This is a genomic window from Streptococcus sp. HMSC072D07 (assembly GCF_001814835.1).
In the GTDB taxonomy this organism is placed as follows: Bacteria; Bacillota; Bacilli; order Lactobacillales; family Streptococcaceae; genus Streptococcus.
Genome location: NZ_KV818067.1, coordinates 86,662 through 98,506 on the forward strand (window position 1 = coordinate 86,662; position 11,845 = coordinate 98,506).

An 11,845-nucleotide genomic window follows, 5' to 3' on the forward strand; every position below is an offset into this window, starting at 1 on the left:
CTAAGCCCACGAGCTAAGCAGTTGGCTTATTTAAAGGAACATGAAGAGGAGATGGCGAACTTCATAAAGTCTAGAAATCCTAAAGTCGAAAGTGCCCAGTTTGATTGGGATAGTATGGAAGTTGGTCAGATAGGAAATGGAACTCCTCAAGGAGGCGGTTATATGCTAACATTTAAAGGGCGTATAAACAATATAAAGGAAAGCAGTTTTACTCTTGGATTTCCTTTGGATAATGACGGGTACTCCTTGCCTAACCTTGAGAGGATTTCTGAAATGCAACCCATAAGAATTTTACGAGATGGTGGATGGTTTATATATGAGTAATAGCAACTTAAAAAATTTTGATAATTTTTACTCAAATTTAACAGTACTCATTCCCCACTGACTTCAAATACTTGCTAAAAGTATTTTTTTTACATTCATGATATAATATACTGAGATTCCGCTATATAGGAGGAGAGAGATGAAAAAACGTACCTTGCTTTGGCTAGTTATAGCCCTTGTAGTATTTGGAGGAGGCGCATGGATGGCACAGAAAACAAATCTATTTGGAGGAATAACTCTGAGCCCACGGGCTAAGCAGATGGCTTATTTAAAGGAACATGAAGAAGAAATTGTAAAATTTGTAAAGTCTAAAAATTCAAAGATAGAATCTGTTCAGATGGATTGGAATAGTTTAACTGTTGAACAGATAGGGAATGGAACTCCACAGGGGGGAGGTTATAATCTATCAGTGAAGGGTTCTTTTAATCATATAAAGGATTCTGACTTTACAATAGATTTTCGATTAAAAAATAAAAATGATGTACCTTCAATAGATAGGATTGGCATGTATAATCAGCCTAGAGTGTTAAAAAATGGAGGTTGGGACAAGTATGACGGATAGTAATCTAAAAGATTATAACAACTTTTATGATAGCTTAATCCCTCACTCATTCTCTACTAACTTAGAATACTTGCTAAAAGTATTTTTTTTTACATTCATGATATAATATACTTAGATTCCACTATATAGGAGGAAAAAGATGAAAAAACGTACTTTACTTTGGCTAGTTTTAGCTCTTGTAGTATTTGGAGGAGGCGCATGGATGGCACAGAAAACAAATCTATTTGGAGGAATAACTCTGAGCCCACGGGCTAAGCAGTTGGCATATCTGAAGGAGCATGAAGAGGATATGGCTGATTTTGTGAAAGCTTTAAGTCCTAAAGTTGAAAGTGTTCAGTTTGATTGGGATAGTATGAAGGTTGGTCAGGTAGGAAATGGAACTCCTCAAGGTGGAGGCTATATGTTGACACTTAGAGGAAAGGTAAATAATAATGATAAAACGAAATTTATGGTTGGATTTTCTTTAGACAATGATGCTAATGGCATACCAAAGGAATTTGGAATTTATGAAATGCAACCAATAAGAATTTATAGGGACGGGGGATGGTATTATTATGACTAATAGTAATTTAAAAACCTTTGATAATTTTTATGCGGATTTAGCTCAATCCGCATATACATATCGTCCCAATAATTTTCCGCCAGATAACAATGCTCTTGATTATCAGCTGTTTGATTTCTCTAGAGATAATAAATTTTATAATAAAGAAAAAAAGAATGGGAAATCACTCCCGGAGGTAAACATCTTCCTCATGACGGTAAGGTCTACTTGCAGCCGGATCCTGATTTGCGAGATACTTATAAAGTTACATCGATACCAGTTCCTGATGCGAATGGGATGAGGCAGGATATTCGTCACAAACGGTATCAAAAAGGACTCTTAACTGATGATGAAGCTGGTTTCAGTGCCTACTACTTAACGGATACGCCTACCTTGACTAATGATACTACGAAAACTTATATGACTATCCGCGGCAGTGATGCCATCAGTAAAGAAAATTGGAACGACTGGGTTGAGAACGATGCTCAGTTTGCGCTCAATCATATCCATACGCCGCAAGCCAAGTTAGCAACAGTAGGAATGAAAACGAAAATCGCTGAGATGCGCGAAAAGGCTCCAAATGCGACGATGGACATTGCAGCTCATTCCCTAGGAACCATTGTCTCTGCGCAAGGGGTAGCTGGCCTTACTGATGAAGAACTGGAGAAAATCGGCAAAGTCGTCCTCTTTGACGGCCCGGACACGACAAAGAGTTTAAAGAAAATGGGACTCAGCGATGAGAAAATCAAAAAGATTAGCGAAAAAATAGAGTACTATGTCAATCCTTTTGATGTCGTGGGTATGCTCAATCGTGAGCATACCATTACCAAATTACCTGGGGACTCCGATGAACCTCTTAAAAAACCCGTCGGTAAAGTCAATGTCCTTGTCCCCCTTCATTATACCCAGATTACTGATCCGGAAAGTTCCCATGACTTTGGTGTTTTCCAATCGGATGGAAAGGGAAATTTATTGACTGCGTCTGAGGATTTTCACCCAGAATTGCTCAGGGCAGGTGAAAAGTTGGCTAGATTAATTGCGACAACCTTGGATGTTTTAAGAAATCTAGGAGTTGATGAAAATGTAGCCTCAAATGTTTTAAATGCCATTATGAGGGGGGAAATCGTAAATAAGGCAGCTATCGGATATGGCTTTTATGAGAATTTTAAAACAGAGTATAGTAAAATTGTCGAAGAAGCTCGTAAAGAATCGATAAAATGGGATCGAGAAGCTATTCCTCGTTATCAGGAACAACTGAGAGATGGTAATCTTACAGGAGAAAAGAGGATTTTGGTCCGAGCTCAGTTGCTTCAGACAGCAGCCCAGTTGGCAAATTTTGACATGGAAGACAAAGTTAAATCTGTGAAAACCTTACTTTCAGATGCTAAGGAAGATATTCAAAACATGATAAAAGAAACAAGACAGACAGCGTTTGACATGGTTGGATATTTGTCAAGTTCAGAAGTTACAAATCTACTTTCTGGTTTTGACACAACAAGCTTTTGGGATGAAGGCGTTGCAAGTGACACGAAGACTGCAGCAACATCCTTCCTGACACAAATCGAGCAACTAGGGGAAAGCCTGGTTAAAGCTAGTGGTTCCTTTGAAACCATAGATACAAATAGTGCTGAAGATTTTAACAATCTATTGGCGGATGTAAAACAAACATGGAGGGGAAAGAATGTTAGTCCTAACGGATGAGGATACTTTAATTACAAGAGAGCAACTCGACAGAGGCTTCAAAGAAAGAATGAAGGAACAAGAACGCCAAGCAGTCAGGGTCTTGGTAACTGCAAAAGAACTGTCAATCCTTGCTAAAGGAGTGGAGTTAGCTAAAAAGTTGCAAGAAGCAGCCTCAGATATGCAAGAGTACGCCTCTAAGACTTATGTAAACAATATTAAGGGTGGATTTGAGGGCAAGGCCGCTGATGCTGCCGAAACTTACTTGACACAGACCTTGCAAACCCCTACTTTACAGAGTCCGATCAAAAACTAGGAGAAAACTTGTGATGGATAAAAAGGAACTTCAGAAACTGGAGGATGAGCATAATCGTAAATTACGAGACTTAGAGCGTTTGGAGATGGATTTGGATGATGATTTCCACAAGTTTAGTAGGGAGACGGATCATCTCCTAGAGGCGCTTTCCTATGCATGCAGAGACAGTAGTTTTGCTGAAATTCAACCATATATCTTTGAGATAGAGAACAATTTGGATAACTATCATCAACTTTATAAGAGTCGTATAGAGAATGTGCTGGAAGCTCGTCATCAAGAGAATAAAAACTTTCATAGAAAGCTAGAAGAAAAGAACGTTTGACAAATATACCTTATAAAAGAAGGATGATATGAGTTTGTTATTATAGATAAAAAAAAGAAGTAATTATACAAGAAAAGTAGATAATTTAATCCTTCTTACTAGTTTTTAGATGGAAATAGCTCTTGTTTTTTTATAAATAGAATAAAAAATGAATTTTAAACTTGCAATTGAGGCAAATTATTGATATAATGAGGTCATAAATTAATATAAAGGAGTTTCACATGGCTTTAATTCAATTAACAACAGAAGAATTGCGCACCTCTGCTCAAAAGTACACTCAAGGTTCTGAGGAAGTAAGACAAGTACTTCGTACATTGACTCAAGAGCAAAATACTATCCGAGACAACTGGAAGGGTGCAGCTTTTGAGAGCTTTGATCGCCAATTTACAGAATTGTCTCCAAAAATTGAGGAATTTGCAACTTTGCTTGATGAAATCAATGCACAGTTGAATAAAGTTGCTGAAATTGTTGAGCAAAACGACCAAGATCTTGCTTCACAAATTTAATTTGTTATAAATGGCTTTAGGAAGGCGAGAGCCTTCCTATTTTTTATGGTGGATATGATTGAAAGCTAAAATGGGAAAGAATAGAATTTATAAATATGTAGGAAGTAGTCTGTTGGCATTAGGATTGCTGGCATTGATGGTTTTTTTGAATCTATCAGTTCAAAAAAATACGACTATTCATAATGAGAATAGTGCAAAAGCAAATCAACAGACCAAATTAAATGTGGCTATTGTAAATGAAGATAAGCCTGTCTACGTAGATACAAAAGAATACAATCTAGGTGCTAGTTATGTAAAAAATATCGAGCGTGATAATTCACAAAACTGGTCTGTTGTCCCTCGTGGAGCTGCAGATACTGGATTAGAAAGTGGAAAATACCAACTCGTTTTAACAATTCCTAGTGACTTTTCTGAAAAAATACTCGATATTAACAGCATTAATGTTGATAAGACAACCATTAATTATAAGGTGAATGCGCAAGGAAATTTGCAAGTAGAAAATGATGCAAATAAACTAGCGAAAGACATTGTTGCTGATTTGAATGGTCAGTTAGTCGATATGTATATGGCTAGTATTTTGAACAATCTTTACACTGCTCAAAAGAATGTCCAAGCTAGCTCACAGATACAAGCGACCAATATCGGAAACTATCGTACGAACTTATATGGGACAGCTATCAACTCTAAAAATCTTTTCCCAACTCTCTATAGTATGTCTAGTTCCTCTGTTGACGCCAACAGTGCTTTAAAGACAGGTTTGGATAGTTATTCTCAGATTTTTGGTCGTTATGACGTTTCACAGATTGCCTATGGTGAAAAGCTTGGCACTCTGCTTAAGAATAGGGATACTGAGAAGAAAAATCATGCGGATGTTATCACTGGACTCATCTCTAAGAGTCGAGAAGACGTTCAGAAGCAAATTGAAACTTATAAGGAATTAATTAAAGCTCAACGTATTCTGACTTCTAATATAGATGGAACACCAGCATCCACTGATGGAACATCACCAGAAGTTGAGGCTTACTATAAAAAAGTAGCAGATAATATCAGCGAAGAGATTGCTACTTTAAAGACCAATCTAACAGATGAAAGAACCAAGTTTGAGAATCATAAAAAGGATATTCGTAACTTTGTCGATGAAAAATTAGCTGCTTATTATGAGACAAGTGAGAAGAATAATATCACTCTCGGTCAATTTTTGGATAAAGCTGCAAATAAGGATTTAGAGAAGGTTGAGGAATCTCTAAAAGAGCAGCTGGCTTCTGCAATCTCAGAATTACCCAAAGAAGACTTTAGTGGAAAAGAATTTAGTGGTTTTGGTATGACACCAATCACAATTCCTTCTGTAAACTATACTGAATTAAAAACAATCAAAGAGCCTAGTGACGAAATCAATTCGACTGATTTGAAGAATTTGGAAGATCTGGCAATCACGAGTACGAGTGCTGTTGGACGAACAGGAACAAAGGCTAAGGTATCATGGAAAGCTGAATCAGGAGTGACAGTTCACTCAGTCACTTATGATGGTACACCAGTTGAGTTTGGTCAAGAAATTGATTTGAAGACGGGTGGGACTTTTAAAGTAGCCTATAGTGTTGCAGAGGCAGCTCCGACTCCAACTACAGGTTCAGCCGGGACTCCAAGCCCAGCTCCAAAAGCAGAGCTAAAATCAATTAATATTTCCTTGAATGATGTTCAAGCAGCTAGTGCTCCAGTAGATGTGTTACGTGTTCAGCAAGCTGCAGTGTCTTATGGACAAAAGGTTCAGAAAATAGCTTCTGACTACCAAAAGGTACAAGCACTCACACAAGCATATAATACTGTCAAAGAGTTAAAAAATAGTAATGTGTCTAAAGCATTGTCAGATATTTGGTTTGAAGCGATTGATTCAAATCTGAAGAAGTATGAAGACAGCCTGACTGCACCTGCTAGCGATACAGATAAAGAGGGTGCTAAAGAGAAAGTAGATAAAGCCTTGTCAGCACTGACTAAACTGAAGCCTGTTCTAGAACAAAATGTGCAGGATGTTTTGGCTACCAACCAAGAATTGAATAAAAAAATCAAGGAACAGTTAGAGTTGTACGAGAAGTTAGAACAGAAACTAAAGGATTTAGAAAAAGAACAAGACGGAGGAAATGAAGCCTTTAAAGATACTGATAAACAATTGGCCACCCTAAATTCGGATTATGCAACTCTCTTATCAGAAACTAAGGGTGTGAAGGAGTCTTCTCAAAGCAATGTCAAGGCGGCTGAGTCTGTTAATGAGACTTTAGGTAAGTTTAATCGTGAATTGTCAAATGCTCAAACAAGTACTGAAAAGTTGTCACAAGATGCTGACTCCTTGATGACGCAGTTTAACGAAGAATTGACTAACAATGGAAACTTTGTAGAATCCTTTGTGAAGGTTCTGAATAATGCCTATCAAAATGGGGTACCAAACGAAGTATTGTTGAACTTCTTATCCAATCCTGTTACCCAAAATGCTACTTCAGTGAAAGCGACTGTCAATGTTTACCGTCCATTTACATGGATTTTACTATTGGAGATTGTTAGCCTCTTTACAGCCTATCTGTTTGCAACTCAAAACGTTATTCGCAAAGTCAAAGATAAGTTCAAACTTGATAAGTTACATGATACAGACTTGATGACGGTAACCATCCTATCTGCTTTAAGTCTCGTTGTCGGATTGGTAGTTGGTGTTGTATCAAGTGTTCAGCTACAGGTTGGCCGTGAATATCAACCATCTTGGGTTCTATTAATTGTTTTAGCCGCATTTGTACTGATTCAAGGTCAATATCTATTGCTTAAACATTTCCGAGTGATTGGTATGGGACTCTCCTTCTTTATGATGATTAGCTTTGTCTACCTATCAAATGCTATTGGGACAACAGCAAGTCTAACTGGTTTCCCAGCATTTATCAAAAATCTCAATGCGTTATCGATATTAGAAGGTTTGCTCTCAGGATACTTTGATGGACATCCAGCAGCAATTATCGCTTTTGTTGCAACGATAGTTGTCATAGCTGTTTTACTTGTTATAAATGTTTTTATCAGAGAAAGTAGTTTGTGGTTTCAAGCAAGCCAAGTTGAGAAAGAATAGAAAATAGAAATATGAAGAAAATCATTCTTTTCCTTCTTACCTTAGTAACATGTGCAGCAGTCTCTGGGGCTGCTGCAGATGATTTGAAGGATAACAGTCTGCAGATTGATGATTCCCGACTTGAAAAGAAAGAGGGATTGAAATTTGGTCTACAGTCTGAACAAACCAAGGAGCTTTTTAATGAAGCAACTCAAAAGAGGTTGCAGGACATGCAACAGCATCAAGAGGAACAGTTGATCACAGAAAGGGGCCAACTGTTTTCTGCTATACAGAGACCAGTGAAAAAATCTTCTGAAGAACAGTTGTTTCAGCCCAATGCTCAAAAAACAATTAAATTTCAAACAAATATAGGCCATGTAGAAAAAGGTGGTCTGAATGACTTTCTTCCAGAGATATTCTATGTGGTGTTGATTTTCTTGCTTTTTGGAGCAACGGCAGTAATGAGTTATCGTGTGATGGTAGAAGGGATGGACTAATTTTTTAACTAGTCTGTCTAACTAACTTAGAAAAGGATAAACCAGACATAGGAGGCGTGTAAAAGGTGGAGCAACATATCAATATTACCCTACGTTTGAGAGAAAGAGATGTGGATATTCGCATTCCACGGCGAATTGAAGTGCGCCGGCTGGTGCGAGAAGTGGATACGATTTTTAATCCAGGTATCAAGCGAAAAAAATATCAATTAAGAATTGTCAATAAAGGTTTGTTGATTGATGAAGGGAAACATCTGTCTGATTATCCTATGACGACAGGAGATTTAGTAGAAATTGAGGAGATATAGGTGGCTGAAGAAAAATTTGAATTTGGTGGACAGTTGTTTGTCTATGAAAAAAATGAAACAAACTGGGAATTAACACTCAAACGTTCAGATGTTGCGAGTCAAGATTTACGGGAACTCTTACTATTAGATTTGCATCATCCATTCTTTTTGGAGCAATCGATGGTATCTGATGAGGATAGTGTCACCTTCTCCTATCAAGTCGAAGCTCATGGACTGACTTATGAGGAAATAAAGGAACGTACCATTTCGGAAAGAATCCGTTTGGCCCTAAACGTTTTTCGTCTAGAGGGCGCTTTGGAGTTACCTGTGACTTTCCTTTTGCACCCAGTAAATCTCTTTATTACCAAGGATGCTCAGGCTAAGATTGCTTATCGTGGAATTCCTGGTCTGATGGTTCCTCAATCCATATCCTCAGAAGATTTCTTACGCCAGGCTAAATGTTTTACAGTAACACTATTTAGCGATTTGGATTTCATGGATCTTTATAATGGTTCCTTGGAATTAGAGACCTTGCCAGACTTCTTAAATGATCTATGTCAGGCAGGTGATATAGAGGCTGCAGTAGCTGTTTTGGAGAAGTACTACACGGAGAAGGCTGCGAAAGAACGGGCAGATTTGGTCTTGGTTCCAAGTAGACGCCATCGTGTCTTTAAACTGGCAACGATTTGGTTAACAGCCAGCGTTGTCTTGCTAATCGTTCCACTTATCTATCTGATTTTTGTGCAAAATCCTTTCAAAGAAAAGATGTTGCAGGCAGATACTGCCTTTATTAAAGTGGATTATAGTGGTGTTATTACAGAATTAGAGAGAATTGATCCAGCTAGCTTGCCGAATACGCAAAAGTATGAGTTGGCTTACTCTTATATTCAGGGATTGGAATTTTCTTCTGAACAAAAGAAAGTCATCTTGAACAACGTAACACTCAAGTCAGATGAGCTTTATTTGACTTACTGGATCCAGGTTGGGCGCAATCGCTTTGAAGAGGCTCTTGATATTGCGAAACGGATTAACGACAGTGACTTGATTCTCTATGCTTTGACTCAGGAAATCAAGCAGGTTCGAGAAGATGGTAACTTGTCAGGGAAAGACCGTGAAAGTAAGTTGAATACTTTGGAAAGCGAGTATAAGAAATACTGGGATAGTCGAAGTGAGCTACTAACGAGTGAATCAAGCTCCAATGCTTCTACAACTCCTAACCCTCAAGACAAGGCTTCTGAAAGCAAACCGTCATCTGAGAAGAAACCTGTTCCAAGTAGCTCCTCTAGCAATTAAAGTAGACCAAGGAGAGAAATTATGAAAAAACAAATCATTTTCTACAGCCAAGGTCTACGTTATGAAGTAGAACTGAGTGCAGATAAGACGGTCTTGATCGGGGCGACTGAAAAGGCCCAAGTCTACCTTTCTCAACAGGAAAGACCGATTCAGCTCAAGGTCGATGGTGACGAGGTCTTTTATCAGTACGACGATGAAGCAGGACTCTTGAAAGATGGTCTGCGTTTGGGTGAGGTCGTCTTTTATCTCCGAGAAGGGGAGCCAAGGGTTTATGACCTTTTGGATTTATCAGAGTTTCAGATTGGCTCTCAAAGAGGTGCATTGATCACACTAGATGGAGATGTTGAACTCTTACTCCAAAAATCCCAAAATCAATGGAAGCTAACTCGACTAAAAGGCGCATTTTATCGAAACAATCATCTGGAACAAATGGACCAGCAATTGATTGGTTTTGGAGATGAGTTGAGTCTAGGGGCGGTGACGATCAAGTTCTATCCTGATGAAGTATGGGTCCAGGGTCCTGCCCAAGTTGGGCCACAACTGACTCTGAGAGAACCATCTCGATATGGTTTTTATGAAGATTATCCAGATTATCATCGTTCTCCACGGATCATCTATCGTGGCAGCGAAGATAAAATCTTGATCAATCCCCCAGGCCAGGAACCGGTTAAACCGAGCGATGAACTGTTAAAGCTGATCGTTCCTCCTCTGATGATGGTCGGAGTAACCGTCTTAATCACCTTAATTCAACCTCGAGGGATCTATATCCTTGCGACAGTAGGGATGTCCATAACCACAATGATTTTTTCTATCCGTGGTTTTATCAAAAATCGTAAAAAGTACAAGGCTGATAAAAAGGAACGGATCGATCTCTATCGTCTTTACCTGAAAGATAAGGTCAAGGAATTGACTCGTCTGGAGCGGGAACAAAAAGAAGGGATGCACTATCATTTTCCAACTATTTTAGAGTTGACGGACTTGGTTGAGAGTTACAATCACCGGATTTACGAAAAAACTCCCTTGCACTTTGACTTTTTATACTATCGTTTAGGACTCGGGAAAATGCCGACTAGCTATGACTTGAAATATGGTCAACAAGAGCGCAGTGGCAAGAAGGATGCTCTGGAAGAAGAAGGCTACGCTCTCTATAGTCGTCACAAAAAAATTCCAGATATGCCGATTCCGGCAAATCTTAGCCATGGACCGGTTGGTTATATTGGACCTAGAAATCTCGTCCTAGAACAACTGCAGCTTTTGGTGATGCAGTTAGCTACTTTTCATTCTTATCATGATGTGCAGTTTATTACGATCTTGCCTGAAGAGGAAAAAGAACAATGGTCTTGGATGCGTTGGCTTCCTCATGCCAAACTGCAAGAACTCAATGTTCGCGGTTTTGTCTACAATCAACGAACACGGGACCAAGTTCTGAATAGTTTGAACCAAATCTTGAAACTACGCCGTAGTCAAAAGGAAGAAGCATCCCACAAAGAGAGCACCCTCTTCCATCCTCATTACGTGGTTTTAGTGACCGATGAGAAGCTGATTTTGGATCATATCATCATGGAGTTCTTTACCGAAGATCCAACGGAATTAGGCTGCTCTCTCATCTTTGTAGAGGATGTCATGAGTTCCTTGTCTGAGAACATCCAGACAGTGATCAATATCAAGGACCGTAATACAGGCCAACTGGTCATGGAAGAAGGAGTTTTGAAAGAGACGGACTTCCGTTTGGATCATTTCCCAACAGATTATGACAAGGAGCGGATCGCCCGTACCTTGGCTCCGCTCAATCACCTCCAAAATCTTAAGAGTTCGATCCCAGATTCTGTGACCTTTATGGAAATGTATGGGGCGGAGACCTTTGAGGATTTGCAAGTACCGAGCCGTTGGAAAAAGAACGCACCTTACAAGAGTTTGGCTGTGCCAATTGGTCTGCGTGGTCAGGATGACCTGGTTCAGCTCAATCTGCATGAAAAAGCCCATGGACCTCATGGATTGATCGCAGGGACGACTGGTTCAGGGAAGTCAGAAACCATCCAATCCTATATCCTATCCCTCGCTGTTAACTTCCACCCTCATGATGTGGCTTTCTTGTTGATTGACTATAAGGGTGGTGGGATGGCCAATCTCTTTAAAAACCTTCCCCATCTCTTGGGGACGATTACCAACTTGGATGGTGCCCAATCTATGCGGGCTCTGGCTTCGATCAATGCGGAGATCCATCGTCGTGAACGACTCTTTGGAGAGTTCGAAGTCAACCATATCAATCAATACCAGAAGAAATTTAAAAACGGAGAAGCGACAGAACCGCTCCCTCACCTCTTTCTCATCTCAGATGAGTTCGCAGAGCTCAAGGTCAACCAGCCAGACTTTATCAAGGAGCTGGTATCCATCGCGCGTGTCGGACGTTCCCTCGGGGTCCACTTGATCCTAGCTACTCA

At 39.4% G+C, this 11,845-nt stretch carries 11 protein-coding genes and 1 pseudogene; all 12 read left to right on the plus strand.

Features of this window, described 5'->3' with window-relative positions:
• The coding region (locus tag HMPREF2991_RS06855) for a hypothetical protein (protein ID WP_083312774.1) at positions 1-324 on the plus strand (324 nt) is incomplete at its 5' end.
• A gap of 139 nt (positions 325-463) precedes the next feature.
• The gene (locus HMPREF2991_RS06860; protein ID WP_000747466.1) at positions 464-886 is read left to right on the plus strand and encodes a hypothetical protein; all 423 of its coding nucleotides are present in this window, start codon (positions 464-466) and stop codon (positions 884-886) included.
• 139 nt (positions 887-1,025) lie between these two features.
• Positions 1,026-1,448 carry a hypothetical protein gene (locus HMPREF2991_RS06865; RefSeq protein ID WP_070683735.1) on the plus strand — a complete coding sequence of 141 codons (423 nt, stop codon included), beginning with the start codon at positions 1,026-1,028 and terminating at the stop codon, positions 1,446-1,448.
• Positions 1,441-3,128 (plus strand): annotated as a pseudogene (locus HMPREF2991_RS06870) (DUF2974 domain-containing protein). Before HMPREF2991_RS06865 ends, HMPREF2991_RS06870 begins: the two are co-directional and overlap by 8 nt.
• Positions 3,109-3,423, plus strand: coding sequence for a hypothetical protein (locus HMPREF2991_RS06875; protein WP_070683737.1), 315 nt, complete (start codon positions 3,109-3,111; stop codon positions 3,421-3,423). Before HMPREF2991_RS06870 ends, HMPREF2991_RS06875 begins: the two are co-directional and overlap by 20 nt.
• 13 nt (positions 3,424-3,436) lie before the next feature.
• Positions 3,437-3,745 carry a hypothetical protein gene (locus HMPREF2991_RS06880; RefSeq protein WP_000358232.1) on the plus strand — a complete coding sequence of 103 codons (309 nt, stop codon included), beginning with the start codon at positions 3,437-3,439 and terminating at the stop codon, positions 3,743-3,745.
• 221 nt (positions 3,746-3,966) lie between these two features.
• Positions 3,967-4,251, plus strand: coding sequence for a WXG100 family type VII secretion target (locus HMPREF2991_RS06885; RefSeq protein WP_001173991.1), 285 nt, complete (start codon positions 3,967-3,969; stop codon positions 4,249-4,251).
• A gap of 70 nt (positions 4,252-4,321) precedes the next feature.
• Positions 4,322-7,351, plus strand: coding sequence for a type VII secretion protein EsaA (esaA, locus tag HMPREF2991_RS06890; protein ID WP_070683738.1), 3,030 nt, complete (start codon positions 4,322-4,324; stop codon positions 7,349-7,351).
• An 11-nt stretch (positions 7,352-7,362) separates the two neighbouring features.
• Entirely contained in the window at positions 7,363-7,827 is a 465-nt protein-coding gene (essA, locus tag HMPREF2991_RS06895) for a type VII secretion protein EssA (protein ID WP_000720508.1), read from the plus strand.
• A gap of 65 nt (positions 7,828-7,892) precedes the next feature.
• Positions 7,893-8,132: an EsaB/YukD family protein gene (locus HMPREF2991_RS06900; protein ID WP_000434883.1), complete on the plus strand. Its 240-nt coding sequence runs from the start codon at positions 7,893-7,895 to the stop codon at positions 8,130-8,132.
• On the plus strand, positions 8,133-9,404 hold the full coding sequence (essB, locus tag HMPREF2991_RS06905) for a type VII secretion protein EssB (protein WP_070567796.1): 1,272 nt from the start codon (positions 8,133-8,135) through the stop codon (positions 9,402-9,404). It abuts the gene before it with no gap.
• A gap of 21 nt (positions 9,405-9,425) precedes the next feature.
• On the plus strand, positions 9,426-11,845 hold a 2,420-nt coding region (gene essC, locus HMPREF2991_RS06910), incomplete at its 3' end, for a type VII secretion protein EssC (protein ID WP_070683740.1).

Bases quoted from the DNA above. Each gene is read 5' to 3' on its own strand.
- HMPREF2991_RS06885 (WP_001173991.1), top strand. From the start codon at position 3,967: ATGGCTTTAATTCAATTAACAACAGAAGAATTGCGCACCTCTGCTCAA.
- HMPREF2991_RS06860 (WP_000747466.1), top strand. From the start codon at position 464: ATGAAAAAACGTACCTTGCTTTGGCTAGTTATAGCCCTTGTAGTATTT.
- HMPREF2991_RS06865 (WP_070683735.1), top strand. From the start codon at position 1,026: ATGAAAAAACGTACTTTACTTTGGCTAGTTTTAGCTCTTGTAGTATTT.
- HMPREF2991_RS06875 (WP_070683737.1), top strand. From the start codon at position 3,109: ATGTTAGTCCTAACGGATGAGGATACTTTAATTACAAGAGAGCAACTC.
- essA (WP_000720508.1), top strand. From the start codon at position 7,363: ATGAAGAAAATCATTCTTTTCCTTCTTACCTTAGTAACATGTGCAGCA.
- HMPREF2991_RS06880 (WP_000358232.1), top strand. From the start codon at position 3,437: ATGGATAAAAAGGAACTTCAGAAACTGGAGGATGAGCATAATCGTAAA.
- esaA (WP_070683738.1), top strand. From the start codon at position 4,322: ATGGGAAAGAATAGAATTTATAAATATGTAGGAAGTAGTCTGTTGGCA.